Source organism: Streptomyces sp. NPDC001985 (assembly GCF_040296845.1).
Lineage (GTDB): Bacteria > Actinomycetota > Actinomycetes > Streptomycetales > Streptomycetaceae > Streptomyces.
Map to the genome: position 1 here is coordinate 1 of NZ_JBEOYB010000058.1, position 26,245 is coordinate 26,245.

Here is a 26,245-nt window from a genome sequence, read left to right on the forward strand (position 1 = left end):
CATCCGCGTCGCGTTCTCGTGGTGGGGGTGGGGGGGCCGGCCCCCGACCGTGGCCCGCGGGATGCGGGGTCCTGTGGCACAGCGCCTTCACCGCCTGGGGCCCGCGCCTGACCCGCTCCACCGGGAGCCTCTCCGATGTGCCGCACCGCAACATCCCCGAGGACCCCCGCCGCTTCGACATCGGTATGAGCGGGATGTCTCCTTCGTCCCGCCCGCCCTCGGGCCGATAGGGGACATGGGGTCCGACACCGTCAGCATCTCGCCATGTGGCACAACTTGACATTAGTTCGCCTTATAGCTGATAAAGAACAAGCTTTGGGTTGAACTTCACGCCGAGTGGTACTTAACGGCGTGGTCGCCATGGACCTCTACGCGAATGAGTCTCGCCGTGCCGCACTCCGCCGTTCCTGATCAGCCGACCCGTGATCCCGCCGGGGAGTGGGCGGCCTGGTGTGCCGACCGCCGGCGGTCGGTCACCTCCGCGACCGGGAACCTCGCCCTCGTCGAAACCCGCTGGCTCCCCCTCGGCGAGCGCCCCGATCTCGACGCCGCCCGCGCCGGGCAGCCGGAGGGGGTGACCGTCACCACGGTCCGGCGGACCGATCTGGTCACCGGGGAGCCGGAGCACGGCCTGCGGTTCTGGGACGCGGACGCGCCCGCGATCCGGCACTTCGACCACACCGAGGTCTTTCCGTACGACCCGGCCTGGGTGCTGGACGCCGTCTACACCCCGATACCCGGCGCCCGGAAAGTGGCCTTCGAGCACATACGGGACCATGGCGGCAGCCGCGATCTCGCCGTCCCCGGGGACATCTCCCTCACCGTGGACGGCCGCGACTACACCCTGAACGCCTTCGACGACGACGGCGTCCTGCTGCTCGTCTTCGGCGACCCGACCAATGGGGACACCACCTACGGCGCCGGCCGCTTCCTCTTCGTCACCCACACCGGCGAGGGCACTGTCCGGCTCGACTTCAACCGCGCGTTCGTGCCGCCCTGCGGATTCTCCGATCAGTACAACTGTCCGATGCCGCCGCGGCAGAACCGTTTCCACCTGCCCGTACCGGCCGGTGAGAAGCGCCCTGTCTTCCGCGACGGCTTCCCCGACAGCAACTGATCAGACCACTTCCCGCCCCGCAGCACGAAAGTACGCGCACCCTCATGAGCATGAAGAAGTCCTCCCTGTACGCGGCGGCCACCGCCGTCACCCTCTCCCTCACCCTCGCCGCCTGCGGCGGCTCCACCGGCACCGGCTCCGCCGGCGGAGCGGCCGGCGCCGGCGCCACGGTGAACATCGGCTCCCTCTACGAGCCGCAGAACCTCGACAACACCGCGGGCGGCGGCCAGGGCGTCACCGAGGCGCTCAACGGCAATGTGTACGAGGGCCTGTTCAAGCTCACCGACGACGGTGAGGTCGAGAAGCTGCTCGCCCAGGACCACAAGGTCAGCGGCGACGGGCTCACCTACACCTTCACCCTGCGCGACAAGGTGACCTTCCACAGCGGCAAGAAGCTCACCAGCGAGGACGTCAAGTACAGCCTGGAGAAGGTGATCGCGAAGGACTCGCAGTCCGCGCGCAAGGCCAACCTCTCCGTCATCGACTCCATCGCCACCCCCGACCCCCGCACTGTGACCGTGCGGCTGAAGCAGAAGTCGATCTCCTTCGTCTACCAGCTCTCCTACGTCTGGATCATCAACTCCGAGGCCCGCGACCTCAGGACGAGCGAGGACGGCACCGGCCCGTACACCCTCGGCAAGTGGACCCGGGGATCGGCTCTGAGCCTCGACCGCTTCCCCGGCTACTGGGGTGACGCCGCCGCCAACAAGCAGGTCGTCTTCCGCTACTTCAAGGACGCCACCGCGCTCAACAACGCGCTGCTCACCAATGCCGTCGACGTCGTCACCAGCGGACAGTCCCCGGACGCCCTCGACCAGTTCGAGAACAACCCCGCCTACAAGGTCAACGAGGGCAACTCGACCACCAAGCTGCTGCTCGCCTTCAACGACCGGGTCAAGCCCTTCAACGACGTCAAGGTGCGCCGGGCCGTCTCGGCGGCCATCGACGACAAGAAGCTGCTGGAGTCCGTCTGGGGCGGCCGGGGCAAGCTCATCGGCTCGATGGTGCCGCCCACCGACCCGTGGTACGAGGACCTCACCGCGATCGACACCCACGACCCCGGGCACGCCAGGAAGCTCCTCGCCGAGGCCGGGTACGAGGACGGTTTCGACTTCACCCTCGACACCCCGAACTACGACCCGCACCCGACGGCGGCGACCTTCATCAAGTCGCAGCTCGCCAAGGTCGGCATCAACGTCAAGATCAACACCATCACCTCGGACGAGTGGTACACCAAGGTCTACAAGAACCGGACCTTCAGCGCCACGCTCCAGGAGCACGTCAACGACCGCGACCTGGTCTGGTACGGCAACCCCGACTTCTACTGGGGCTACGACGACAAGCAGGTCACGAAGTGGGTGGAGCAGGCCGAGCGGGCCGCCACCACCGACGAGCAGACCGAGCTGCTGAAGAAGGTCAACCGCAGGACCGCCGAGGACGCGGCCAGCGACTGGCTCTATCTGTACCCCCAGATCGTGGTCGCCTCCAGCAAGCTCTCCGGCTACCCGCTCAACGGGCTGAACTCGCAGTTCCACGCCTACGACATCAAGAAGGGCTGATGGCGCGCTACCTGCTGCGCCGCTTCGCCTTTCTCCTGGTGTCGCTGGCGCTGGCGAGCGTCGTCCTCTTCGTGCTGCTGCGGATGCTGCCGGGGGACCCCGCCAACGCGCTCACCGCCGTGGGAGCCACCGACGAGCAGATAGCGGCGGCCCGCCGGTCCATCGGCTCCGACAAGCCGCTCCCCGAACAGTTCACCCACTGGATCGGGCAGTTGCTCCGGGGCGATCTCGGCACCTCCTTCGTCAGCTCCCTGCCCGTCGGCCCCGAGGTCACCGCCCGGCTCGATGTGACGGTCCCGCTCACGCTCGCCGCGTTCGTCCTGGCGGTCCTGGTCGCCGTCCCGGCTGGCTTCGTGGCCGCGTACCGCCGCCACACCTGGTACGGGTCACTGCTCAGCGGGGTCTCCCAGCTCGGCATCGCCATCCCGGTGTTCTGGCTCGGCATGATCCTCATCGCCGTCCTCGCGCTGAACGCCCGCTGGCTGCCCGCCGGCGGCTTCCCGCCGGACGGCTGGGCGCAGCCGGCCGATGCGGTCCGCTCGCTGATCCTCCCCGTCCTCACCATCGCCCTGGTGATGAGCGCCTCCCTGATCCGCTATGTCCGCTCCGCGACCCTCGACGTCCTGGACAGCGACTATCTGCGCACCGCGCGGGCGCTGGGTTCCTCCTTCGGGCGGGCGATGTGGCGCCACGGGCTGCGCAACGCCTCCGTACCGGTGATCTCCATCCTCGGCATCGAACTGGCCTCCACGCTGCTCGGCGCGGTGGTCGTGGAGTCCGTCTTCGCCCTGCCCGGCCTCGGCTCGCTGCTCGCGACCGGTATCGACCAGCACGACTACCCGGTCATCCAGGGCGTGCTGTTCGTCTCCACCCTCGCGGTGCTCGTCATCGGTTTCGCCGCCGATCTCGTCCAGCGGATTATCGACCCGCGGCTGCGCGGCGGACTCACCGGAGGTCACCGGTGAAACGTTCCCGCACTCGTTCGTACACCCTGCTGACCGGCTCGGTGGTGGCCGGGGCGATCGGCCTGCTCGCGCTGGTCTCGCTGATCTGGCTGCCGTACGCCCCCGACGACACCTCGGGCGGCCGGCTGACCGCCCCCGCCGGGGACCACCTCCTCGGCACCGACAGACTCGGCCGCGACCTCTTCACCCAGCTGATGACCGGCTCCCGGATCGCCGTCCAGGCGGGCCTGGGGTCGGTGCTCATCGCGGCCACCGTCGGTGTCACCCTCGGGGTGCTGGCGGCGTTCGCCCAGGGCTGGCTGGACGACACCCTCTCCGCCTTCCTCGACATCCTCATCGCCTTCCCGACCCTGCTGCTGGCGATGCTGATCGTCGCCGCCCGCTCGGCCACCCTGGGATCGGCGGTGCTGGCGATCGGACTGGCACAGAGCGCGGTGGTGGGCCGGCTCGTCCGGGTCCTGGTCAAACGGGTCCTGGCACAGGACTACATCACCGCCGCCCGCACCTCCGGAACCTCCTGGCCCCGGATCGTCGCCGGGCACATCCTGCCCAACATCTGGCCCACCCTCGTGGTGAACCTGGCCCTCCAGTTCGGCCTCGCGGTCCTCGCCGAGGCGGGTCTCTCCTATCTGGGTCTCGGCGCCCCGGCGCCCAACGCCTCCTGGGGAGGGATGCTCCACGAGGCCCAGGCCACCTTCACCACCGCCCCGGCCGGAGCCCTGGCCCCCGGCATCCTGCTCGTCCTGCTCGTCATCGGGGTGAACCTGATCGCCGACGGACTGCGCGACACCCTCGATCCGGCGGCCCGGCGGAGGCGCGCGTGAACATCCTCGGCGTACACGACCTCACCATCACCACGGCGGACGGGCGCACCCTCGTCGACCGGCTCTCCTTCGCCCTCGCTCCCGGCGAGCGCCTCGGACTCATCGGCGAGTCGGGCTCCGGCAAGTCCCTCACCTCCCTGGCGCTGCTCGGTCTGCTGCCCGGCACCATGACCGCGAGCGGCAGTGTCGAACTCGCCGGGACCCAGGTGGTCGGGGCCGGCGAGCGACGGCTCAGGGAGGTGCGCGGCCGGGACGCCGCGATCGTCTTCCAGGAGCCGCTGACCGCGCTCGACCCGCTGATGCGAGCCGGCCGTCAGCTCGCCGGACCCCTGCGCCGGCACCGCGGGCTGAAGGGCGCGGAGCTGCGCGGGGCCGTCCTGGCGGCACTGGAGCAGGTGCGGCTCCCCGAGCCCGAACGCATCGCGCGCTCCTTCCCGCACGAGCTGTCCGGCGGCCAGCGCCAGCGCCTGGCCCTCGCCATGGCCCTCGCCTGCGACCCGAAGCTGCTCATCGCGGACGAGCCCACCACCGCGCTGGACGTCACCGTCCAGGCCGAACTGCTCGACCTGCTGGACGCGCTGGTACGCGAACGGGGGATGGCCGTCCTCTTCGTCAGCCACGATCTCGCGGTCGTCGCGAAGGTGGCCGACCGGGTGCTGGTGATGAAGGACGGCCGGGCCGTGGAGGAAGGCGGGGTGGGCGAGATCGTCACCGCCCCGCGCGAGCCGTACACCCGGGCCCTGGTGGCCAGTGCGCGGCAGCTGGAATCGGCGCTCGACGCGAGGGGTGGGCGATGACGCCCGTACTGGAACTCGACCATGTCTCCTTCGCCTACCGGGGCGCCCGCGCACCCGTGGTGGAGGGGATCGGCCTCACCGTGGAGAGCGGGCGGAGCCTCGCCCTGGTCGGCGAGTCCGGCGCGGGCAAGACGACCCTGCTGCGGCTGCTGCTCGGGCTCACCCGCCCCACCTCGGGCACGGTCCGCTTCGACGGGGACCCGCTGCGCCTCGGCGACCGGGAGATGATGCGCCGGTTCCGGCGCGGTGTGCAGTGCGTCTTCCAGGACCCGTACTCCTCGCTCGACCCGCGCCGGAGCGTCGGCGCCACGGTCGCGGAGCCGCTGCGCTCGCTCGGGCTGGACACCCGGCAGTCGGCCGTTCCCAAGGTGGCGGCGGCGCTGGAGCGGGTCGGCCTCCCCGCGGACGCCGCCGAGCGCTATCCGCACGAGTTCTCCGGCGGGCAGCGGCAGCGCATCGCGATCGCCCGGGCGACGGTGTGCTCCCCCCGGGTGCTGCTCGCGGACGAACCGGTGAGCGCGCTCGACGTGACGACGCGGGTGAAGGTCGTGGATCTGCTCAACGAGCTGCGGGAGGAGCAGGGGCTGACGCTGGTGATGGTCTCTCACGATCTGTCGGTGGTGGCGGCGCTGTGTGAGCGGACGGTGGTGCTGGAGGGGGGCCGGATTGTGGAGGAGGGGGATACCGCGCGGGTGCTGGGGGAGCCCGCGCATCCGTACACGGCCCGTCTCGTCGAGAGCGTCCCGAGACTGCCGCACTGACCCCTCGCCCCGCCAGTGTCAGCCGGTCCAACGTTTGAGGACGAGCCCCGCACTACGGGTGGCCCGAGCCTGTGTATCCCAGCCGGTCCGGCGTTCGAGGACGGACCCTGTGCGACAGGAGACCCGCACGCTGCGGGCCCCCGGCGGGGCTGGGCGGTGCGCTCAGTCGCCGGAGGGACTGGGTATGTCAGTCCGTCCGGCGTTCGAGGACGGACCCCGTGCCACAGGACCCCGCACCGCGCAGGTGCGCGTACCGGAGAGCCGGGCCCGCCCGTGGGCCCGGGCGCTTCACGCGGCCGCCACCATCACCCGTATGCCCCCCGAGGCACCCTCAGCGTTTGACCGTGACCGAAAACCGTGCTTATGCTTCGTTGCGCAACGAACTAAATGAGGGTGTCGGGCGCGACTCGCCCGACGGCCGGATTCCCGTTCGCATCCGTTCCGTGCCGCCATGGGCGGCTGAGGGACCCCGTCCCCCGACGGCGGGCCGATCGCCCGGCCGCGGCGGAGGGGGTCCGGTTGGGAGAAGTGATCATGACGGCAGTCGAGGGTTCACCCGCACCCCGCACCACCGGCGACCCCGACCCGTCGGCCACCGCCGTCCGGGCCGCGGTGGTCCGGGAGAAGGGCGGACCGTTCGTCTTCGAGGCCCTCACCCTCGACACCCGGCTGCGCCCGGACGAGGTCCTCGTCCGGGTGGTCGCGACCGGGGTCTGCCAGACGGACATCCACGTCCGGGACCAGTATCTGCCCACCCCGCTGCCCGCGGTCCTCGGCCACGAGGGCGCGGGTGTGGTGGAGCGGGTCGGCGGCGCGGTCACCACCGTGGCCCCCGGTGACCGGGTGGTGATGTCCTATCAGGCGTGCGGCCACTGCGCACCCTGCCGCAGCGGCAACCCCGCCTACTGCGCCCTCTCGTTCCCGCTCAACTTCGGCGGCGCGCGGCTCGACCGCAGCAACGCGCTCAGCGCCCCCGGCGGCGAGGAGATCCACGGCCACTTCTTCGGCCAGTCGTCGTTCGCCACCCACTCCCTGGCCACCGAGCGCAATGTGGTCAAGGTCGGCGACGAGGTGCCGCTGGAGCTGCTCGCGCCGCTCGGCTGCGGCATCCAGACCGGCGCCGGCGCCGTACTGAACTCACTCCGGGTCGAGGCCGGGGCCTCGGTCGTGGTCATCGGCACCGGGACCGTGGGTCTCGCCGCCGTCATGGCGGCGAAGGTCGCGGGCGCGAGCCCGGTGATCGCGGTCGACATCGTCGCCGAACGGCTCGACCTCGCCCGCGAACTCGGCGCCACCCACACCGTCAACGCCCGGGACGAGGACACCGCCGCCCGGATCGGCGAGATCACCGGCGGCGGCGCGGACTACGTCCTGGAGATCACCGCCCGGCCCGAGATGCTCACCCTCGCCGTCGACGCCCTCGCCCCGCTCGGCACCGCCGCCCTCATCGGCGGCGCCCCCGCCGGAGCCCACGCCCCCGTCAACATGAACGCGCTCCTCGGCGGCCGGAGCCTGCGCGGCATCGCCCAGGGCGACTCGATCCCCCAGCTCTTCATCCCCCAGCTCATCGAGTTGTACCGGAGCGGCCGTTTCCCCTTCGACCGGCTCATCACCCCCTACGGCTTCGACCGGATCAACGAGGCCGTCGACGACACCCGGTCGGGAACGGTGATCAAGCCCGTGCTCCGTATCGGGAGCTGACCGCGCGCCGTCCCGCGCGAAGGACCCCGGGCCGCCCGCGCCCGGGGTCCTGTCCCGGGGTCCGTCCCCGGGCCCGGACCGGTGCGCGGTCCGGATATCCTCATGTGTGAAAGAAACCTTCCTGGGAGAGGCTGTGAGCCCGAACACCGAGAGCGCCACCGGCGCACAGCCCGGCCCCGCCGAGAGCGCCCCCGCCGATCGATCCGGCCCGGCCGGGGAGAGCGCGGCCTCGCCCTCCCGCCCGCTGAACCACACCGAGCGGACGGTCTGGCTCGGTCTTCTCTCCACCCATATGAGGCTGCTGCGCACGCTCGACACCGAACTGGTGGCCGCCGAGCGCATCCCGCTCTCCTCCTTCGAGGTGCTGCTGACCCTGGCCGAGGCCCCCGGGGACCGGCTGCGGATGAAGGACATCGCCGCCTCCCTGCTCATCAGCCGCAGCGGACTCACCCGTATCGTCGACGACCTCGAACGCCAGGGACTCGTCGCACGGGAGAAGTGCCCCACCGACGCCCGCGGCTTCGACGCCGTCCTCACCGACGCCGGCAAGAAGGCCTACCGCCGCGCCCGCAAGGTCCACCTCACCAGCCTCCGCGGCGAGTTCCTCGACCGGCTCACCGAGGAGCAGCTCACCGCGCTCGCCGGCATCTGGCGCACCCTCGGCTTCGACGACCGCGCCGGCACCTGCTGACCTCCGCCGTCCGCCGTCCGCCGACGGCACGGATACCGGCACGGGAACGGGAACGCCCGGTGGGACCGCCGCGCAAGCGGTCCCACCGGGCGCTCCCCGTGCCACCGGCCTCAGTGCGCGGCGGCCGTCCGGGCCGTGCGCAGCGCCCGGGCCACCGGGACCACATCGGCGACCGCCATCTCGACCCGCTCGTACACCTCCGGGTTGAGGATGGTGGTTCCGTCGAAGTCGCCCGAGCTGAGATAGACCCCGGCCGGCGCGGTCCACGCCTGGAGGAAGGCGAAGAGCGGGCGCATCGCGTGGTCGATCACCAGGGCGTGCCGGTCACTGCCCCCGGTCGCCGCCAGCAGCACGGGCTTGGCCGCGAGCCCGTACTGGTCGACGAGATCGAAGAAGTGCTTGAACAGCCCGGTGTAGGAGCCGCGGAACACCGGCGTCGCGGCGATCACGAGGTCGGCCTCCTCCACGGCCCGCAGGGCCTCCTCGGCCTCGGGGCCCGCCTGCTCGCGCTCCACCGCGCCGGTCACCGCCGGGCCGAGGGTGTGCAGCTCGATCAGCCGCGCCTCCGTCCCCGTCCGCGCCGCCAGGGTGTCGAGCATCAGCTCCACCAGCGCCGTCGTCTTCGACGGGGAGCGGAGGCTGCCGACCACCGCGACCACCCTCAGGGGCCCGGTCATGCCGTCGCCTCCGCGCTCTCCCGGAGGGACGCGATCTCCCGGCGCACCACCGGGGCGACCTCGGAGCCGAGCAGCTCGATCGCCTTCAGCGCCTCCTTCTGCGGCACATTGCCGAAGCCGAGCTGGATCATCATGCGGTCGTGGCCGAAGAGCCGGTACTGGGCCATGATCTTGTCGACGATCTCCTGGGGGCTCCCCAGGAAGAACGCGCCCCCGGGTGTGGCCTGCGCCTCATAGGCCCGCTTGGGCATCGGGACGCCCTGGCCGCGCTGGTGGTGGTTGGCCATCCACCCCGCCTGGAAGGAGGGGTGCGAGACCTCGATGGCCTCCTCGTGGGTGGCGGCGACGAAGCCCGGCGAGTTGATCGACACCTTCAGGGTCCGCGGGTCGTGCCCGGCCTCGGCGGCCGCCTGCCGGTAGAGATCGACGAAGGGGGCGAACTGCCGGTAGCCGCCGCCGATGATCGCCAGCGAGAGCGGCAGCCCGAGCCGCCCGGCGCGTACGACGGACGCGGGTGTGCCGCCCACCGCGACCCAGACGGGCAGCTCGCGGTCGGGCCTCGGGGTGATGTCGCCGTTCACCAGCGCGGGCCGCAGCGAGCCCTCCCAGGTGAGGGGGTTCTCCTCGCGGAGCCGGAGCAGCAGGTCGAGCTTCTCGGCGAAGAGTTCCGCGTAGTCGTTCAGGTCGTAGCCGAAGACCGGGAAGGACTCGATGTACGAGCCCCGGCCCGCGATGATCTCCGCCCGGCCCCCGGAGAGCAGATCGAGGGTGGCGAACTGCTGGAACACCCGTACCGGGTCGTCCGAGCTGAGCACGGTCACGGCGCTGGAGAGCTTGATCCGCCGGGTGTTCTCCGCCATCGCGGCCAGGACGACCGCCGGGGAGGACACCGCGAAGTCCGTACGGTGGTGCTCGCCCACCGCGAAGATGTCGAGCCCCGCCTCGTCGGCCGCCTTCGCCTGCTCCACCAGCTCCCGGAGCCGGTGACCGGGCGCGGGCGGAAGCTGGGTCACCGGGTCCGGTGTCAGCTCGCCGAAGTGGTAGATGCCGAGTTCAAAGGCCATGACGTGAGCCCCGTCCAGGAGATATCGTTACTTGCGCAACGAACAACATGGGGAGTGGGGCCGGTTATTCCCCGGCCGGGTGCCACCCCGGGGTTCCCCTCCGGTGACGCCGGTCACGGGGCCCGGTCCGCGCCCCTGCCGCCCACCGGGCCGGCCGCCTTCCCCTTGATCGCCGTCGCGGCGGCTCGGGCGCCGGCGGAGGTGGTCGAGGGCCTCGCCGGGGCATCGGCCACCGCCGCCCCCCGGTGCCGTGCGCCGCCGGAGCCGGGGCCACCTCCGCCGGGCGGCCCGCGCCGTTCTCCCATGAACCACTAATAACACTATGTAACCCACATTGACTAAAAGTGTCCCGCCCTATTCCTCTTCCGGTGGAAATCCTGTCCAATGGCAACTGGATAGAGCTGGTAGCGTCCAGGGGCATCCTGTCGAAAAATTTCTGGGATTCCCATCACACGCGAAGTCACCGCTACCGCCGGGCAGTTGACGATTTCTCGCACACTGTTCGGCCTGTGTCATCGCGGAAATCCGCACAGGGCCGGGAGCTGATACCCCCGGCCGTGATGTCCGCTCTGCTCTCTGTCCGCGCTCGTTTCGCTGTGCCGTGCCTCTTGCAGAGGAGCCATGGATGGAAGAGAACGGAATATCGTCCGGTGGTGAGGTGGACCCCGCCCCCGTGCCCGCCCCCGGGCGCGCGTCCCGCACACGCCCACCGCTCCGCCCCGGAAGGTCCGCGCTCCGCGCCACCGCCTACCCCTGTCTCCTCGCCGCCACGGCGGCGGTGGGCACGGCCACCCTGGCACTCGGATGGGAGCCCACCCGGATCAGCCCGCTCTTCCTCGTGGGCGTCCTGCTCTATCTGACCGCGCTCGAACAACTCATTCCACACAACCGCGACTGGCACCCCAGCCGCCGCGAATGGCGCTGGTACGGCGCCTACTTCCTGCTCACCATGGTCGGCAGCGCCCTCGCACAGGCCCTGGTGACCGCCGTGGTCGCCGCCGTCTCACCCGCCGGGCCGCCGCTCCGGCTCTGGGCCGAGATCCCCGGCGCCCTGCTGCTCGGTTCACTCGCCAGCTATCTCGTGCACCGGCTCGGCCACACCAGCCCCCTGCTGTGGCGGCTGCACGGTGTGCATCATGTCCCGCCGAAGGTCAATGTCGCCAACAACGGCGTCAATCACGTTCTCGATATCGTTCTTGCCCAGGGAGTCGTTCAACTGGCCCTCGCCCTGGCCGGGTTCTCCCGCGCCTCAGTGTTCGTGGTCGGGCTCTTCGTGACCGCGCAGGGCTACTTTGTCCACGCCAATATCGATGTGCGCATCGGCAGGCTGAACCATTTCCTCGCCAGCCCGGAACAGCACCGACTGCACCACAGCACCGCTCTGTCCGAAGCGGGTCACTACGGTTCCGATCTGTCGGTCTGGGACCACCTCTTCGGCAGTTACACCTGGCGGCCCGGACGGGAACCGGTCGCCGTCGGACTGAGTGATCCGGCGTCCTTTCCCGATACCGGCGATATTCTCGCCGGCCTGCTCCACCCCGTCCGCCGCCCCCGGCGGACCGGCGGCGGACCCGTCTGACGGGTTCCTCCGGAGCGAGCCGGCCGGTTCCCGCCCGGTGAGTCCGGTCTCCCCCCGGTGAGCGAGCGGGCCGGTGCCCGCACGGGCCCGCCGCCGGTCTCTCCGTACCCCCTTGCCCGGTCAAGCGGGTCCCCCCTGCCCAGCGCCACGACGTGAGGAGTTCGACCATGGCTGACGAGACCAGCGCCCCCACGCGAGGCAGAGTGGCGATCATCGGCATGGGCTGCCGGCTGCCCGGTGGCGCGTCGGACCACCGCACGTACTGGCGCAACCTCCTGGAGGGCAAGGACTGCATCACCCCGACACCCGCCGACCGCTACGACATCACCACGCTCGCCAGCCGGCACCAGGACAAGCCCGGGCGGCTGACCGGCGGCCGGGGCGGATACATCGACGGCTTCGACGAGTTCGACCCCGCCTTCTTCGGCATCAGCCCGCGCGAGGCCGACCACATGGACCCCCAGCAGCGCAAGCTGCTGGAGGTGGCCTGGGAGGCGCTGGAGGACGGCGGCCAGCGGCCCGCGGACCTCGCCGGCACCGATACCGCCGTCTACGTGGGCGCGTTCACCCTCGACTACAAGATCCTCCAGTTCTCCGACCTCGGTTTCGGCTCCCTGGCCGCGCACACCGCCACCGGCACCATGATGACGATGGTGTCGAACCGCATCTCGTACTGCTTCGACTTCCGCGGCCCCAGCCTCTCCGTCGACACCGCGTGCAGCTCCTCCCTGGTCGCCGTGCACCTCGCCTGCGAGAGCCTCAACAAGGGGGAGACGGGGCTCGCGCTGGCCGGCGGCGCCCTGCTGCACATGGCGCCGCAGTACACCATCGCCGAGACCAAGGGCGGCTTCCTCTCGCCCGACGGCCGCTCCCGCACCTTCGACGCGGGGGCCAACGGCTATGTGCGGGCCGAAGGAGTCGGCATCGTCGCCCTCAAGCGGCTGGAGGACGCGCTGCGCGACGGGGACCCGATCCACGCGGTGATCACCGGCAGCGGGGTCAACCAGGACGGCCGCACCCAGGGCATCACCGTGCCCAACCCGGACGCCCAGGTGGAGCTGGTCCGCCGGGTCTGCGCCGAGGCGGGCATCACCCCGGGCGGGCTCCAGTACATGGAGGCCCACGGTACCTCGACGCCGCTCGGCGACCCCATCGAGGCGAACGCGCTGGGCAGGGCGCTCGCCACCGGGCGGGCGCCGGGCGCGAAGTGCTACGTCGGATCGGTCAAGGCGAACATCGGGCACACCGAGTCCGCCGCCGGCATCGCCGGGCTGATCAAGGCGGCCCTCTGCCTCAAGCACCGCACGATCCCGCCCCACATCAATCTGGAGCGGCTCAACCCCGCCATCGACCGCGCCGCGCTGCCGTACGAGATCCCCACCCGGGTCACCGACTGGCCCGACCACCCCGGGCCCGCGCGGGCCGGGGTGAACTCCTTCGGCTTCGGCGGCACCAACGCGCATGTGGTCCTGGAGGAGGCACCCGGCAGAACACCGCCCGCCCGGGAGACGCCGGCGGAGGAGACGCCGGCCGAGGAGACGCCCGCACGGGGCTGGACCATCCTCCCGCTGACCGCGCGCACCCCGGAGGCCCTCCGCGAGGTCGCCGACGGCATCCGGCGCGAACTCGCCGGGGAGCACGGCACCCCGGTCGCGCTGGCCGACCTCGGCCACACCCTCGCCCACCGCCGCCAGCACCTGGAGTCACGCCTCTCCGTCATCCACTCCTCCCGCGCCGGACTCGACGAGGGCCTCGCCGCCTTCCTCCGCGACGAGCCCCATCCGGGCGTGGTCGAGGGCCGGGTGGCCGACCCCGCCGACCGCCGGCTCGTCTGGGTCTTCACCGGTATGGGGCCCCAGTGGTGGGGCATGGGCCGGGAGCTGTTCGACCGGGAACCCGTCTTCCGCGAGGCGCTCGTCCGCTGCGACCGGGAGATCCACCGGCTCGCCAACTGGTCCCTGATCGACGAGCTTCTCGCGGACGAGAGCGCGTCCCGGATGGAGGAGACCTGGCTCGCCCAGCCCGCCAACTTCGCGGTGCAGACCGGCCTCGCCGCCCTCTGGCGCAGCCACGGAGTCCGGCCGGACGCCATCGTCGGCCACAGCACCGGCGAGATCGCCGCCTTCCACGAGGCGGGTGTCTACAGCCTGACCGACGCGGTACGGATCGCCCTGCACCGCAGCCGGCTCCAGCAGAAGCTCTCCGGCACCGGCACCATGCTCGCCGCCGGTCTCCCCGAGGAGGAGGCGGAGCGGCGGGTGCGCCCCTACGGCGACCGGGTGTCCGTCGCCGCGGTCAACGGCCCCACCGGGATCACCCTCGCGGGGGAGGAGGACGCACTCGCCGAGCTGGCCGGGGAGCTGCGCGCCGAGCAGGTCTTCACCCGCTTCCTGGCCGTGCGGGTGCCGTACCACAGCGCCGGCATGGAATCGATCAAGGACGAGCTGCTGGCCTCGCTGGACGGGCTGGAGCCGCGCGCCGCGCGCGTACCCCTCCACACCACCGCCCGCGAGGGCCTCGCGGACGGCCGGGAGCTGGACGCCGGGTACTGGTGGCACAACGTCCGTGACCGGGTCCGCTTCCGCGCGGCGATCGACCGGCTGGCCGACGACGGACACCGGCTCTTCCTGGAGATCGGACCGCACCCCGTCCTCGGCCACTCGATCCGCGAGTGCTTCGACGAGCGGGAGCGCGAGTGCCGCACCCTGCCCTCCATCCGCCGCCGGGAGAGCGAGACCGGCTGCTTCGCCGCCTCCCTGGCCGCGCTGCACAACCTGGGCACGGCCATCGACTGGAACGTCCTGCACCCCTCGGGCGTCCCCGTGCCCCTGCCGCGCTACCCCTGGAAGCGCGAACGGCACTGGACGGAGCCGGAGCCGGTCGCCCGGGTCCGCCTCGGCCGGCTCGACCACCCCCTGCTCGGCCGCCGCACCGACCACCCCGAGCCGACCTGGCGGTCCGCGCTCGACACCGAGCGGCTGCCCTACCTCGCCGACCACCGCATCCAGGACTCCGTGGTCTTCCCGGCCGCGGGCTATCTGGAGATGGCGGCCCAGGCCGTCCGCTCCCTCACCGGCGGCACCGCCGTCCGGCTCACCGGGATCGAGCTGCGCAGAGCGCTCTTCCTGCCCGAGGGGGAGAGCCGGACGGTGACGCTCTCGCTCTCCGAGGAGAGCGCGGAGTTCACCATCGCGTCGGTGCCCGGAACGGGGAGCGGCCCGGAGGGGGAGCGGACCGTGCACACCAGCGGTGTCGTCCGCACCGGTCAGCGCCGGTCGCCGGGGCCGGCGCTCGACCCCGGGCCGATCCGCGCCCGCAGCACCCGCCGGCTCGACGGCGCGCGGTGCTACGCGGAGCTGGCGGCCCTGGGCTATCGGTACGGCCCCGCCTTCCAGGCCATCGAGGAGGTGTGGATCGGCCCCGGCGAGGCACTGGCGCGGCTGCGTCCCCCCGCGGCGATCGGCGACGACGCGGCGGGCCACCACCTCCACCCCGCCCTGCTCGACGCCTGCTTCCAGTCGCTGCTCACCCCCCAGCTCCTCGACACCGAGGAGGACGGCGGCCACGGTGCCGGCGGCGCGGCGGGCACCGGCATCCGGCTGCCGCTCGCCATCGACGAGGTGTCCGTGGACCCCGTGGGGGACCGGCCGCTCTGGGCGCACGCGACCGTGACCCGCGCCACCGGGGACGAGCTGGTCGGCGACATCGCCCTCCACACGGAGGACGGCACGGCGATCGGGCGGATCGGCGGCTTCCGCGCGGCCGATGTGGAGAGGGCCGCGACCTCGGTCGGCCGGGGCACGATCGACTCCTGGCTCACCGAGACCGTCTGGACCGAGACCCCGCCCGCCCCGGGCGACGACGGAGAGCCGGCGGGCCCCGGGGACGACTGGCTGATCCTCGCGGACACCCGGGGAACCGGGGACGCGCTCGCGGCCCTGGTGGCCGCCCGGGGCATCCGCTGCCATCTGGTCCGCCCGGGGGCCGCCTACCGCGCAAGAGGGTACGAGGCCGGCCCGGCGGCCCCGTCCGGCGGCGAGTTCACCGTCGTCCCCGGCTCCAGCGACCACCTGGAGCGCCTCTTCGCCGACCTCGGCGCCGGCGGCACGACCTCCTTCGGGGCCGTGGTCCACCTCTGGAACCTCGATCTGCCGGGCATCGCGGACGCCCCGGCGGCCGAACTCGGAGTCCACAGCGCCACCGCCGCGTACTCGCTGATCGCCCTGGCCCGCGCGCTGCTCTCCTCCGGGGTCCGGGGCCGCCTCCATGTCGTCACCCGCGGGGCGCAGCCGGTGACCCCGGGGGAGGACGTCGCACCGCTCGGCGCACCGGCCTGGGGAGTGGGCCGGGTGCTGTGGCACCAGGAGCTGACGGACCACCGGGGCAAGCTGATCGACCTCGATCCCGGAGAGCCGGCCGGCTCCGGGGACGCGCCGACCGACCGCGCGCACCAACTGCTCCGCGAGATCCTCACCGACGACGAGGAGGAGATCGCCCTGCGCGGCGGGCACCGCCTCACCAGCCGGATGCGCCGTGCCGAAGGGCTCACCCGGCCCCTCCCGCTGCGGCTGCGCGCCGACGGCAGCTATCTGGTGACCGGGGCCTTCGGCGCGCTCGGCCGGCTGCTCTGCCGCACTCTCGTCCGGCGCGGAGCCCGCCGGCTGATCCTGCTGGGCCGCACCCGGCTGCCCGCCCGCGACCAGTGGCGCGACACCGACCCCGCCACCCCCGAGGGCCGGGCCATCGCCTTCCTCAAGGAGCTGGAGGCCCTGGGCGCCCAGGCGCTCCCCGCCTCCGTCGACCTCACCGACGAGCGGGCGCTCACCGACTGGCTCGACACCCACCGGCGCGGCGATCCGCCGCCCGTCCGGGGCGTGTTCCACCTGGCGGGACAGGTGCGCGACGCGCTCGTCCCGGAGATGGACCGGGCGACCTTCGACGCCGTCCACGACCCCAAGGTCCTCGGCGCCCTGCTGCTCCACCGGCACCTCGCGGACGAGCCCCTGGAGCACTTCGTCCTCTTCTCCTCGATCGCCTCGCTGCTGACCACGGCCGGCCAGACCAACTACGCGGCCGGGAACGCCTTCCTGGACGCCCTCGCCCACCACCGCCGCGCCCGGGGCCTCCCGGCGCTCAGTCTCGACTGGGGACCCTGGGCCACCGGCATGATCGAGGAGCTGGGGCTCGTCGGCCACTACCTCGACAACCGGGGCATGAGCTCGCTGGCGCCCGACGCCGGGATGGCCGTGCTGGAGCGCGTCATCGGCCAGGACCGGGCCCAGCTGCTCATCGCCACCGTCGTCGACTGGCCGGTCTTCCTCTCCTGGTACGCCACCCCGCCACCGCTGGTCGCGGAGCTGGCGGCGGAGGCGCCCCGGGCGCGCGGCACCGGCGGGAACGGACTGGCGGACGCCTTCCGCGCCGCGGGACCCGAGGAGCGGCGCTCCCTGGTGGCCGCGCGGTTCACCGAACTCGCGGCCTCGGTGCTCCGGGCGCGCCCGGAGCAGATCGAGCCCGCCGCCGGTCTCGGCGGCCTCGGCCTCGACTCCCTCCTGGCGATGGAGCTGCGCGGCCGGGTCCAGACCGAGTTCGGGATCGCGCTCCCGGTGGTCGCCCTGCTGAGCGGCACCCCGGTCGGCGAGCTGAGCGACCGGCTGCACCAGGAGCTGACCGCGCTGGTGGCGGCCGACGAGGAGCACTCCGCAGCCCTCGCGCCCGCCGTCTTCGAGGACGAGAGCGAGTATCCCCTCACCCAGAACCAGAAGGCGCTCTGGTTCCTCAAGCAGCTCAACCCCGAGGGGTACGCCTACAACATCGGCGGCGCGGTGGAGGTCGGGGTGGAACTGGACCCCGAGCTGATGTTCGAGGCCGTGCGCCGGGTGGTCGCCCGCCACCCCGCCCTGCGCTCCAACTTCCTCCTCGTGGACGGCCGGGCCGTCCAGCGGGTCTCCCCGGAGGCCGACCCGGACCTCGCCCTCTTCGACGTACGGCACCTGGAGTGGGACGACATCCACAGCCGCATCGTGGCCGAGTACCGCAGGCCCTACGACCTCGCCCACGACCGGCTCTTCCGCTTCCGGCTGTTCCGGCGCGCCCCCGGCCGCTGGATCATCATGAAGGCGGTCCACCACATCGTCTCCGACGCGATCTCGACCTTCACCTTCATCGAGGAACTCCTCGCGGTGTACGAGGCGCTGCGCCGGGGCGCCGAACCGGAACTCGCGCCGGTGACCGCCCGCTACCTCGACTTCCTCAACGACCAGAACCGCTTCCTCGCGAGCCCCGACGCCGAGCGGATGTTCACCTACTGGCGCTCCCACCTCCCGGAGCGGGTGCCGCTGCTCGACCTCCCGGCCGACAAGCCCCGTCCGGCCGTGCAGACCCACAACGGCGCGTCCGAGTTCTTCGTCCTGGACACCGGCCTCAGCGCCCGCGTCCACGACCTCGCCCGCGCCCACCAGGTGACCCCCTTCGTGGTGCTGCTGACCGCCTACTACCTGCTGCTGCACCGCTACTCCGGCCAGGACGACATCGTCGTCGGCAGCCCGGTCACCGGCCGCACCCGCCAGGAGTTCGCCCCGGTCTACGGATACTTCGTCAACCCGCTGCCCCTCCACGCCGACCTGTCCGGCGAGCCGTCCGTCGCCGCCCTGCTGGAGCAGGTGCGCAGAACGGTCCTGAACGGGCTGGACAACCAGGAGTACCCCTTCGTCCTGCTGGTCGACCGGCTCGGCCTCCAGCACGACCCCAGCCGCTCCGCCGTCTTCCAGGCGATGTTCATCCTGCTCACCCACAAGGTGGCCACCGAGAAGTACGGATACCGGCTGGAGTACATCGAACTCCCCGAGGAGGAGGGGCAGTTCGACCTCACCCTGTCGGCCTACGAGGACGAGGCGGAGCACCGCTTCCACTGCGTCCTCAAGTACAACACCGACCTCTTCCTCCCCGCGACGACGCGCCGGCTGGCCGGCCACTACCGCCGGCTGCTCGACGAACTGACCCGCGCCCCGGCCGGGGCGCCCGCCACCCGGCTGGAGATGCTCGGCGACCAGGAGCGCGAGCGGCTCATCGGCCGGTGGAGCGGTGCCGGACGGCGGGGCGAGGCACCCGGCGCGGACCGGGCCGCCGGGTCCGCTCCCCGTGTGCCGGTCCATCTGCGCGTCAGCAGGGTGGCGGCCGAGCGGCCCGGGGCGGTGGCCGTCTCCGTACCTCCGTCGCCCGGGCGCGCCGGGGAGCGGCTGACCTACGGCGAACTCGACCGCCGGTCCACTCTCCAGGCCCATCGGCTGCGCGCCCTCGGCGTCGGGCCCGGCTCCGTGGTCGCCCTCTGTCTGGACAAGTCCCCCGAGCTGGTCATCGCCCTGCTCGCGGTATGGAAGTCGGGCGGCGCGTACCTCCCGGTCCAGCCCGACCAGCCGGCCGGCCGGATCGCCCGGATGGTGCGCGGCGCGGGCGCCGGCCTGGTGGTGGTCGAGGACACCGCCGCGCGGGCGGGCCTGCCGGAACTGCCCGCCCGGACGGTCACCCCGGCCGAGCTGGACGCGCCGGAGCCGCGCTCCGCCGTCTCCACCACCCACCCCATGGACCCCGGCGGCCCCGACCCCTGCGGCGGCGGGCCGGACCGGGCGGTGGTGACCGTGGACCCGGACTCGCCCGCGTATGTGATCCACACCTCCGGCTCCACGGGCCGCGCCAAGGCCGTCCGGGTCAGCCACCGCAACCTCGCCTCCGCGTACGGCGCGTGGCGCGAGGAGTACGGGCTGGAGGAGGGGGAGCCCGGCGTCCATCTCCAGATGGCCGCGCCCTCCTTCGATGTCTTCACCGGCGACCTCGTCCGGGCGCTCTGCTCGGGCGGCAGCCTGGTCCTGGCCGACCGGGATCTGCTCTTCGACACCGACCGGCTGTACCGCACGATGCTCGACGAGGGCGTCGACAGCGCCGAGTTCGTCCCGGCCGTCGTGCGCGGGCTGATGGACCACTGCGCGAGCCGGGGCCTGCGGCTGGACTTCATGCGGCTGCTGGTCGTCGGCTCCGACGCCTGGCGGGTCGAGGAGTACGAGCGGCTGCGCGCCCTCGCCGGCCCCCGCACCCGGGTCATCAACTCCTACGGGGTCACCGAGGCCACCATCGACAGCGCCTTCTTCGAGGGGCCCGCCGACGGTCTGGAGCCCGGCCGGACCGTTCCGATCGGCCGGCCGCTGGCCAACAGCACCCTGCACATCCTGGACCGGCACGGTGAACCGGTGCCGCCGGGGGTGGGCGGTGAACTCTGGATCGGCGGTGACGGGGTCGCCATGGGATACGCCGGTGACCCGGACCGCACGGCGGAGCGCTTCGTCACCCGCTCCCTGAGCCGCCGTCCCGGCGCCGCGCCCGAACGGCTCTACCGCACCGGCGACCTCGCCCGCTGGGACGCCGGCGGCCGGGTCCATCTGCTCGGCCGGGCCGACACCCAGATCAAGCTCCACGGCCACCGCATCGAGATCGAGGAGATCGCCTCGCCCCTCGCGCAGTCGCCCGGTCTGACCCGGGCGGTGGTCGCGGTCCGCCCGGACGCCCGGGGCGAGCCGGTGCTCTGCGCCTGGTGCGTTCCCGTCGCCGGGACGCCGCTGGACCGGCGCGCGCTCCGCCGCCACCTCGCCGGGCTCCTCCCGGCGTACATGATCCCCTCGTACTTCGTCGAGCTGCCGGCGCTGCCCCTCACCCCGCACGGCAAGGTCGACACCGCCGCCCTGCCGGACCCGCGCCCCGGGACCGGCGAGACGGAGGAGCCGGCCCACGAGCCGCCCACGACCCGCTGGGAGATCGGCATGGCCCGGCACTGGAAGGCCCTCCTCGGGCTGGATGAGGTGGGGACCGAGACGGACTTCTTCGAGGCCGGCGGCAGCTCGATCAAGCTCATCGAGCTGATCCACCACCTCCGGACGGAGTTCGGCGTCGCCATCCCCGTCAGCCGGCTCTACCGGGTCACGACCCTGCACGGGATGGCCGCCGCCGTCGCGGAGATCAGCGCCGAGGGCTCCGCCGACGACCGGCCCTGGATCGACTTCGACGACCGGCCCGACGACCACGCGGACGACCCCGTCGGCGAGGAGGCCGGCGACGGCCCCGGCCGGGGACCCGGGGAGCGGGTCTTCTGCTTCCCGCCGGCCGGCGGCCACGGCCTCGTCTACCGGGGGCTCGCCGCCCACCTCCCGCGCTACCGCCTCACCGCCTTCAACTACGTGCCCGGCGACGACAAGGTGACGCGCTACGCCGATCTCGTCGTCGCCCTCCAGCCGGAGGGCCCCTGTCTCCTCCTCGGCTACTCCCTCGGCGGCAACCTCGCCTTCGAGACCGCCAAGGAGCTGGAGCGGCGCGGACGCCGGGTGGCCCATGTGGTCATCCTCGACTCGCACCGCATCACGGCGGTCCATGTCCCCGGCCCGGAACACCTCAACGGCTTCGAGACGGAGCTGCGCGAGCACCTCCGCAAACACACCGGATCGGAGATCGTCGCCCGGCAGACCATGGAGCACGCCGCCGAGTACCTCGCCTTCTGCGGCCGCACCCCCAACCTCGGTGAGGTCGAGGCCGCGGTCAGCGTCGTCACCGACGAGGAGAAGGCGGAGCTGTACGCCGCCGGAGCCCCCGGCACCTGGCACGGCAGCTCCACCACCGCCCACACCGTGCTCCGGGGCTCCGGAACCCACGCCGACATGCTCGACCCCGGGCATCTCGCCCGCAACGCCGAGCTGGTCCGCCGCACGCTGACGGGAGACGGGGCGCGCCATGCGCAGTGACGACCTGCCCAGTGACGGCCCTCCACCGGACAGCCGCCCCGAGGACGACGCGACCGGGAGCGGTACGGCCGCCGCGCGCGATACGGCCGGGAGCGGTACCTCCGGGGGCGATACGGCCGGGGACGACTCCTGCGACTGGAGCGTCCGCCCGCCCGACCGCTGGACCCCCGGGCGCGGCCCGGCCGCCCGGCCGCCCCGAGTGATCATCATCGGCGCGGGGGTCGCCGGAATGTCCACCGGGTGCTACGCGCAGATGAACGGCATCCGGACCCGGATCTTCGAGAAGCATGTGATCCCCGGCGGCTGCTGCACCGCATGGGCCCGCGACGGCTACATCTTCGACTACTGCATCGAGTGGCTGATCGGCACCGCGCCCGGGAACGAGGCACACCGCATCTGGCGCGAGCTGGGCGCGCTCGACGGCAAGACCATCACCAACTTCGACATGTTCAACCGGGTCGTCGGCGAGGACGGCCGCTCCGTCACCTTCTACAACGACCCCGACCGGCTGGAGCGGCACCTGCTGGAGATCTCCCCCGCCGACGCCCCCCACATCCGCGCCTTCTGCCGTGACCTGCGGCGGTTCGCCGCCATCCAGCTCTACCCCTTCCTGACCCCGCCGCCGCTGCGCACGGTGCGCGAGCGCGCCGCCCTGCTGCGGACCGTCCTCCCCGCCTTCCTGCTCTTCTGGCGCACCGCCGCCACCCCCATCCACACCTTCGCCGACCGCTTCGAGGACCCCCTGCTCCGCCGGGCGTTCCGGAACATCTTCTTCCAGGACCCCGAGGGCTTTCCGCTGCTGCCCTATCTCTTCAACATGGCCGCCGCCCGCCACCGCAACGCCGGTTTCCCCGAAGGGGGATCGCTCGGCCTCGCCCGTTCCATCGAGGAGCGGTACACGGGGCTCGGCGGCTCGATCCGCTACCGCTCCCGGGTCGCGCGCGTCCTGGTCGAGGAGAACCGGGCCGTGGGGATCGAACTCACCAGCGGCAAGCGCTTCTACGCGGACCATGTCGTCGCCGCCTGCGACGGCCACACCACCATCTACTCCCTGCTCGACGGCCGCTGGACCGGCCCCCGCATCGACCGGCTCTACGACGATCTGCTGAACCGCCCCGGCACCCTCTTCCCGGCGGTCGTCTCGGCCTTCGTCGGCATCGACGGCGACCCCGGCCCCGACACCACCCACAGCACCACCCATCTGCTCTCCGCCGAGGACGCCGCCCGGCTCCCGGGCGGCCTCCAGCGCAGCCTGGTGGTGCAACTGCGCTCCCGCTACGCGGACGGCTTCGCCCCACCGGGGAAATCGGTCGTCCACTGCACCTACTTCAGCGACTTCGCCTACTGGCGGGAGCTGCGCGCCCACGACCGCCGGGAGTACCGGGAGCGCAAGCGCCAGGTAGCCCTCTTCGTCCGGGACTTCCTGGAGCGCCGCTGGCCGGGCGTCGCCGAACGGATCGAGCTGATCGACGTGGCCTCGCCCGTCACCACCAAGCGGTACACCGGCAATCTCGACGGCTCCATCCTCGCCTGGAAGGCCTTCTCCGACGCCGACGACGTGGCCGCGGGACTGGTGGGCAAGGACCGGATGCGGCTGCCGGGTCTGAGCGGCTTCTCCATGGCCGGCCAGTGGGTCGGCCTCGGCGGTCTGATCCGCGCCGCCTCCACCGGCCGGTTCGCCGTCCAGTACCTCTGCGAGGAGTGGGGCCTGCCGTTCCGGGCGGAGGAGGCCACCGTGCGCGGCCCCTGGCACCGCGACCGCCTCGGCCGGCTCCCCCAGCTGGACCGGCGGGGCCGGCAGCCCTGGCGGGAGGGGACCGGCCCATGAGGGCGATCCGGCGCGAGACCCCGGCGAAGGAGAGCGGACCCGTGGCGCGAACCGCCAGGAGCGGCAGGGAGACAGTGATCGTCATCGGTGCGGGGCTCGGCGGCCTCTCCACCGGGTGCTACGCCCAGATGAACGGCTACCGCAGCCACATCCTGGAGATGCACGAGATCCCGGGCGGCTGCTGCACCGCCTGGGAGCGCGGGGACTTCACCCTGGACTGCTGTGTCAGCTGGCTGCTCGGCAGCGGCCCGGGCAACGAGATGCACCAGATCTGGCTGGAGCTGGGCGCCCTCCAGGGCAAACTGGTGCGCCACTTCGATGTGTTCAACATCGTGCGCGGCCGGGACGGCCGCACCGTCCGCTTCTACTCCGACCCCGACCGTCTCCAGGCCCATCTCACCCGGCTCTCGCCCGCCGACGCGCGACTGATCCGGCACTTCTGCGGCCAGTTGCGCGCCTTCCGCGAGTGCCTCGCCGTCTACCCCTTCCTCAAACCCGTCGGCCTGATGGGACGGATGGAGCGCTGGCGGATGCTCGCCTCCTTCCTCCCGTACTTCAATGTCATCCGCACCTCCATCACCGTGCTGATGGCCGACTACTCGGCCCGGTTCAAGGACCCGCTGCTGCGCGAGGCGTTCAACTTCATCCTGTACGAGAAGCACCCCGCCTTCCCCGTGCTGCCGTTCCACTTCCAGCTCGCCTCGCACGCCAACCTCTCCGCCGGAGTGCCCGAGGGCGGCTCGCTCGGCCTCGCCACCTCGATCGAACAGCGCTACCTCCGGCTCGGCGGCGAGGTGACGTACAACGCGAAGGTCGAGGAGGTGCTCGTCGAGAACGACCGGGCGGTGGGGGTCCGGCTCACCGACGGCCGCGAGTACCGGGCCGACATCGTCATCTCCGCCTGCGACGGCCACACCACCATGATGAAGCTCCTCAAGGGCCGCTATCTCAACGACGAGTACCGCAAGCTCTACACCCGGACCATCCTCGAACCGGGCATGGTCTTCCCCGGCTACTTCACCCTCTTCCTGGGCCTGCGCCGGCCCTTCCCCGAGGGCGAGCCCTGCACCACCCATCTGCTCGACGACACCCTGGCGGCCGAGCTGACCGGCATCCGCCACCCGAGCATCAACGTGCAGTTCCGCAGCAGGCACTACCCCGAGCTGTCCCCGCGGGACACCACCGTCGTCTACGCCACCTACTTCTGCGACATCGAACCCTGGCGCGCCCTCGACGAAGGCCCGGAACAGGCCAGCAGGAACCGCGGCGGCCTGCGGCTGCACACCCTGCCCGTACGGCACGGACGCGGCTACTACGCGGCCAAGCGGCGGGCCCGGGACGCGATCGTGCGGTTCCTGGAGGAGCGGTACCCCGGCATCGAGGACGCGATCGCCGTACGCGATGTGTCCAGCCCGCTCACCCAGGTCCGCTACACCGGCAACTACAACGGGACCGTCCTCGGCTGGCAGCCCTTCGTGGAGAGCGGCGAGACCCTGGAGGAACTGGTCAAGAAGCACGGGCCCGGGGTGCCGGGCCTGGCCGGCTTCTACCAGTCGGGGGTGTGGGCCACCACCGGCGGTCTGATCCGCGCCGCCGCCGCCGGCCGGCATGTCATGCAGTTCGTCTGCCGGGACGACGGCAGGGAGTTCACCGCGTCCATCGACGAGTCCGGCCCGCCGCCGGTCCATCTGGTCATTCCCGTCGCCCCGGGCGCGGACGGCACCGGCCCCGGAGCCGTCCCCCCGGCGAAGGAGGAGTCATGAGAACGGAGAAGTGGGTCGTCCGGGAGCACATGGAGGGCGTCCCCGATGTGGAACGGGTCTACGAGCGGGTCGTCGAACACCTCGATGTGACGCTCGCGCCCGACGAGATGCTGCTGCGGACGGTGTACGTATCGGTCGACCCCTACCTCCAGGGCATCGCCCGCGACACCCCCATCGGCGACCCCATGGGCGCCGACTCCGTGATGGAGGTGCTGGACGCCGGCCCGCTCGCGGCCCACCGCCCGGGCGACCTGGTCCAGGGCTTCGGCGGCTGGCGCACCCATCTGATCAGCACCGGCGCCCCCGCGCTCTGGCGGACCGGTACCTTCCCCATGGTCTTCCCGGCCTACCGCCGGCTCGACCCCCTCTGGTACGACGAGGTGCTGCCGCCCGCCACCGCGCTGGGCGCCCTGGGCGGGCCCGGCATGACGGCCTGGGGAACGCTCACCCGGTTCATGACGGTCACCGCCGGGGACACGGTGGTGATCAGCGGCGCGTCCGGCTCCGTGGGCACCCTGGTGGGCCAGCTCGCCCGGCGCGCGGGCGCCCGGGTGGTGGGCACCACCTCCACCCCGCACCGGGCGGCACTCCTCGCCGGACTGGGCTTCGACGCCGTCGTCGTCTACCGCCACGGGGACAGCGCCGACACCGTGCGGTCGGCGCTGCGGACCGCCGCCCCCGACGGTGTCGACAAGTACTTCGACAATCTGGGCGGCGCCGTCACCGACGCGGTCTTCCCCCTGCTCAACGTCGACAGCCAGGTGGCCGTGTGCTGGCAGTGGGCCACGCAGGTCGGGGGAGAGGCCATGGGGCCGCGTCTGCTCCCGTACATCATGTTCCCGCGCACGACGATCCGCGGCATCTTTTCGCTCGAATGGTTCACCGAGCGGAACTGGCAGGCCCTCCACGAGGAACTGGGCGGTCTGATCCGCCGGGGCGAGGTGGTCTGCGACCAGACGGTCCACCACGGGTTCGAGAACATCCCGGCCGCCTACGCGAGCCTCTACCGGGACCGGGGGAGCCGGCTCGGCAAGGTCCTGGTCGCGCTCTGACCGAACACCCCGCCCGACCGGGCGAGCCTCCCGTCCGCACACCCGCACCCCGCCCGGGCCGGACCCCCGCACCCGGGCGCTCCCC

15 protein-coding genes are annotated in these 26,245 nt (G+C 72.3%); 13 read left to right on the forward strand and 2 right to left on the reverse strand.

Annotated features, from left to right (window positions below; translation table 11 throughout):
- The first annotated feature begins 376 nt into the window (after nt 1–376).
- From ABT122_RS24185 to ABT122_RS24220, 8 genes are all read left to right on the forward strand, one after another.
- Nucleotides 377–1,117 (forward strand): DUF1684 domain-containing protein, encoded by a 741-nt coding sequence (locus tag ABT122_RS24185; RefSeq protein ID WP_351555955.1) that lies wholly within the window; start codon nt 377–379, stop codon nt 1,115–1,117.
- A gap of 44 nt (nt 1,118–1,161) precedes the next feature.
- Complete coding sequence (locus tag ABT122_RS24190) at nt 1,162–2,676, forward strand: ABC transporter substrate-binding protein (protein ID WP_351555957.1); 1,515 nt, start codon at nt 1,162–1,164, stop codon at nt 2,674–2,676.
- A complete protein-coding gene (locus ABT122_RS24195) occupies nt 2,676–3,641 on the forward strand; it encodes an ABC transporter permease (RefSeq protein WP_351555960.1) in 966 nt (321 codons plus the stop codon). Before ABT122_RS24190 ends, ABT122_RS24195 begins: the two co-directional genes overlap by 1 nt.
- Nucleotides 3,638–4,465, forward strand: coding sequence for an ABC transporter permease (locus ABT122_RS24200; RefSeq protein WP_351555963.1), 828 nt, complete (start codon nt 3,638–3,640; stop codon nt 4,463–4,465). Before ABT122_RS24195 ends, ABT122_RS24200 begins: the two co-directional genes overlap by 4 nt.
- The gene (locus ABT122_RS24205) at nt 4,462–5,262 is read left to right on the forward strand and encodes an ATP-binding cassette domain-containing protein (protein WP_351555966.1); all 801 of its coding nucleotides are present in this window, start codon (nt 4,462–4,464) and stop codon (nt 5,260–5,262) included. Before ABT122_RS24200 ends, ABT122_RS24205 begins: the two co-directional genes overlap by 4 nt.
- Nucleotides 5,259–6,023: an ABC transporter ATP-binding protein gene (locus ABT122_RS24210; protein WP_351555969.1), complete on the forward strand. Its 765-nt coding sequence runs from the start codon at nt 5,259–5,261 to the stop codon at nt 6,021–6,023. The genes ABT122_RS24205 and ABT122_RS24210 overlap by 4 nt, the downstream gene beginning before the upstream one ends.
- Before the next feature lie 534 nt (nt 6,024–6,557).
- Complete coding sequence (locus ABT122_RS24215) at nt 6,558–7,724, forward strand: NAD(P)-dependent alcohol dehydrogenase (protein WP_351555972.1); 1,167 nt, start codon at nt 6,558–6,560, stop codon at nt 7,722–7,724.
- A 133-nt stretch (nt 7,725–7,857) separates the two neighbouring features.
- Nucleotides 7,858–8,415, forward strand: a complete 558-nt coding sequence (locus tag ABT122_RS24220) for a MarR family winged helix-turn-helix transcriptional regulator (protein WP_351555975.1) — start codon at nt 7,858–7,860, stop codon at nt 8,413–8,415.
- A gap of 110 nt (nt 8,416–8,525) precedes the next feature.
- Here the strand turns inward: ABT122_RS24220 and msuE are convergent, their stop codons facing one another.
- Together msuE and ABT122_RS24230 are read right to left on the reverse strand one after the other, a co-directional pair.
- Entirely contained in the window at nt 8,526–9,092 is a 567-nt protein-coding gene (gene msuE / locus ABT122_RS24225) for an FMN reductase (protein WP_351555978.1), read from the reverse strand.
- Nucleotides 9,089–10,156 (reverse strand): LLM class flavin-dependent oxidoreductase, encoded by a 1,068-nt coding sequence (locus ABT122_RS24230; protein ID WP_351555980.1) that lies wholly within the window; start codon nt 10,154–10,156, stop codon nt 9,089–9,091. Before ABT122_RS24230 ends, msuE begins: the two co-directional genes overlap by 4 nt.
- Nucleotides 10,157–10,781: 625 nt before the next feature.
- Here ABT122_RS24230 and ABT122_RS24235 point away from each other — a divergent pair.
- The 5 genes from ABT122_RS24235 (at nt 10,782) to ABT122_RS24255 (ending at nt 26,160) form a co-directional block, all read left to right on the forward strand.
- Nucleotides 10,782–11,735, forward strand: a complete 954-nt coding sequence (locus ABT122_RS24235) for a sterol desaturase family protein (RefSeq protein ID WP_351555982.1) — start codon at nt 10,782–10,784, stop codon at nt 11,733–11,735.
- 167 nt (nt 11,736–11,902) lie between these two features.
- Nucleotides 11,903–21,517 carry a non-ribosomal peptide synthetase/type I polyketide synthase gene (locus tag ABT122_RS24240; RefSeq protein WP_351555984.1) on the forward strand — a complete coding sequence of 3,205 codons (9,615 nt, stop codon included), beginning with the start codon at nt 11,903–11,905 and terminating at the stop codon, nt 21,515–21,517.
- Nucleotides 21,507–23,345, forward strand: coding sequence for a phytoene desaturase family protein (locus ABT122_RS24245; RefSeq protein WP_351555987.1), 1,839 nt, complete (start codon nt 21,507–21,509; stop codon nt 23,343–23,345). The genes ABT122_RS24240 and ABT122_RS24245 overlap by 11 nt, the downstream gene beginning before the upstream one ends.
- Nucleotides 23,342–25,108 carry a phytoene desaturase family protein gene (locus ABT122_RS24250; protein ID WP_351555990.1) on the forward strand — a complete coding sequence of 589 codons (1,767 nt, stop codon included), beginning with the start codon at nt 23,342–23,344 and terminating at the stop codon, nt 25,106–25,108. The genes ABT122_RS24245 and ABT122_RS24250 overlap by 4 nt, the downstream gene beginning before the upstream one ends.
- A complete protein-coding gene (locus ABT122_RS24255) occupies nt 25,105–26,160 on the forward strand; it encodes an MDR family NADP-dependent oxidoreductase (RefSeq protein ID WP_351555992.1) in 1,056 nt (351 codons plus the stop codon). The genes ABT122_RS24250 and ABT122_RS24255 overlap by 4 nt, the downstream gene beginning before the upstream one ends.
- Nucleotides 26,161–26,245 lie beyond the last annotated feature (85 nt).

Excerpts from the sequence above, each read along its gene's own strand:
- ABT122_RS24245 (WP_351555987.1), top strand. The coding sequence starts at position 21,507 with ATGCGCAGTGACGACCTGCCCAGTGACGGCCCTCCACCGGACAGCCGC.
- ABT122_RS24230 (WP_351555980.1), bottom strand. The coding sequence starts at position 10,156 with ATGGCCTTTGAACTCGGCATCTACCACTTCGGCGAGCTGACACCGGAC.
- ABT122_RS24215 (WP_351555972.1), top strand. The coding sequence starts at position 6,558 with ATGACGGCAGTCGAGGGTTCACCCGCACCCCGCACCACCGGCGACCCC.
- ABT122_RS24195 (WP_351555960.1), top strand. The coding sequence starts at position 2,676 with ATGGCGCGCTACCTGCTGCGCCGCTTCGCCTTTCTCCTGGTGTCGCTG.
- ABT122_RS24210 (WP_351555969.1), top strand. The coding sequence starts at position 5,259 with ATGACGCCCGTACTGGAACTCGACCATGTCTCCTTCGCCTACCGGGGC.
- ABT122_RS24240 (WP_351555984.1), top strand. The coding sequence starts at position 11,903 with ATGGCTGACGAGACCAGCGCCCCCACGCGAGGCAGAGTGGCGATCATC.
- msuE (WP_351555978.1), bottom strand. The coding sequence starts at position 9,092 with ATGACCGGGCCCCTGAGGGTGGTCGCGGTGGTCGGCAGCCTCCGCTCC.
- ABT122_RS24250 (WP_351555990.1), top strand. The coding sequence starts at position 23,342 with ATGAGGGCGATCCGGCGCGAGACCCCGGCGAAGGAGAGCGGACCCGTG.
- ABT122_RS24190 (WP_351555957.1), top strand. The coding sequence starts at position 1,162 with ATGAGCATGAAGAAGTCCTCCCTGTACGCGGCGGCCACCGCCGTCACC.
- ABT122_RS24185 (WP_351555955.1), top strand. The coding sequence starts at position 377 with ATGAGTCTCGCCGTGCCGCACTCCGCCGTTCCTGATCAGCCGACCCGT.
- ABT122_RS24255 (WP_351555992.1), top strand. The coding sequence starts at position 25,105 with ATGAGAACGGAGAAGTGGGTCGTCCGGGAGCACATGGAGGGCGTCCCC.
- ABT122_RS24235 (WP_351555982.1), top strand. The coding sequence starts at position 10,782 with ATGGAAGAGAACGGAATATCGTCCGGTGGTGAGGTGGACCCCGCCCCC.